Below are 1,456 nucleotides of genomic sequence, written 5' to 3'. Positions count from 1 at the left end.
GGCTCGGACAGCGGTTCCGAGCCGGGGACGGGCGGCGCGCTACACGAACCTCTGGTTCGCCGAACCGTCGCACTTCTGGAGCCGCAGCGGGTCCTTGGCTGCCGCGAGGGCGAGGCACAGCCCCGGCGCGGCGGCCGGCCGGATGGCGCCCGCGGACTCGGTGAACTTCTGGTTCCCCTCGCCGTGGCAGTTCCACAGCACCAGCGCGGCCCCCGCCTCGTACTTCCCGCCGGGCACGTCCAGGCAGCGGTCCTGCGTCAGCGCGGTGTGCACCGAGCCGCGCTCGGGGTCGTACCACCAGCTCTGGTTGCGCTGCCCTGCGCAGCCCCAGCCGCCGACCTCGGTGTTGTTGCGGCTGCTCGCGCCGTACGCGTCGACGCAGGTGCCGGTGGCGGCGTTCTTCAGCGGCCGGTAGGCGTCGTCCCAGGCTCCCTTGTAGAGCTTCGGCTTCCCCGTGGAGGCCGGGTCCGTGCAGCCCGCTTCCCGCCAGCCGGAGTCGTAGAGCTGGGTCAGGCAGGACGCGAAGGCGCCGTGCCCGCGCGCGTTGGGGTGGAAGGACTGGCGGACCGAGTTGGAGTCCGGCGGGAAGGGGTTGGCGAGGTCCACGTACAGGCCGCGCGCCCAGGTGTCCTCCATGCAGACCTCGTGGCCGTGGAAGAGCCGCGAGTTGTCCAGGTAGAGGGCGCCGGTGTCCTGGGCGGCCTTGCGCATGCCGCGCTCGAAGGCGGGGACGGCGGTGTCGCGGCCCCAGGCGGCGTCGGAGGTGTAGCCGGTGCAGCCGCCCGGCAGCTTGCCGGGGTAGCGCGGGTTGTCCTGGACGTCCGGGCCGATGGGGCTGGGGTAGCCCATGACGACGAGCTTGTAGTCGCCGTCCGCGTAGCCCGCGTTCGTCATGGTGGTGCGCAGGTCCCGTACGGTCTTCTCGACCTTGGGCACGAGGCCGTCGACGCGGGCCTGCCAGCCGGGCCGGTACTTGGGCTCGCAGGCGCCCTGGAGGGTGAACCAGCGGACGACGCAGTCGGTCATGACGGGGCCGAACTGGAGGTCGTCGTTGGCGCCGGCGACCAGCAGCACCATCTTGATCCTCGTGTTGCGGGCCTTGACGGCGAGGCTGTCGCTCTGCACCAGTTCGTCCGGATACTGCTTGGTTCCGCCGATGACGATGTTCCCGGTGTACGCGCCCGAGCAGGAGACGTTGTACGTGACGTCGGCCGGGATGCCCGTGCGGTGGACGGCCGAGTCGGGCGAACGGTGGCACCAGTTGTCGGGGCCGTCGGTCCCGGGCTCGTACGTGCCGACGCCCTCGCCGGAGATCTCGCTGTCGCCGAGCGAGATGAGCGAGGTCTTGCGCTGGCCGAGGGGGCGCTCGGCGGGGTCGCCGTACAGCTTGGCGGCCTCGGCCGCCCGGATCTTCTCCAGGTCCGGCGGCAGGGGCGTGGCGGCCGGGGCGCCGGCG

Annotated in this window: 1 protein-coding gene; it reads right to left on the bottom strand. The window is 72.4% G+C overall.

Going from position 1 to position 1,456, the window contains the following annotated elements; translation table 11 throughout:
* Positions 1 to 39: 39 nt before the first annotated feature.
* A complete protein-coding gene (locus tag ACFU99_RS43480; RefSeq protein ID WP_384404286.1) occupies positions 40 to 1,431 on the bottom strand; it encodes a ricin-type beta-trefoil lectin domain protein in 1,392 nt (463 codons plus the stop codon).
* Between the last annotated feature and the right edge of the window lie 25 nt (positions 1,432 to 1,456).

It is taken from the genome of Streptomyces sp. NPDC057654 (genome assembly GCF_042800135.1).
In the GTDB taxonomy this organism is placed as follows: domain Bacteria; phylum Actinomycetota; class Actinomycetes; order Streptomycetales; family Streptomycetaceae; genus Streptomyces.
The sequence above is the reverse complement of the archived record's forward strand: the minus strand, read 5'-3'. Positions and strand labels throughout refer to the sequence as shown.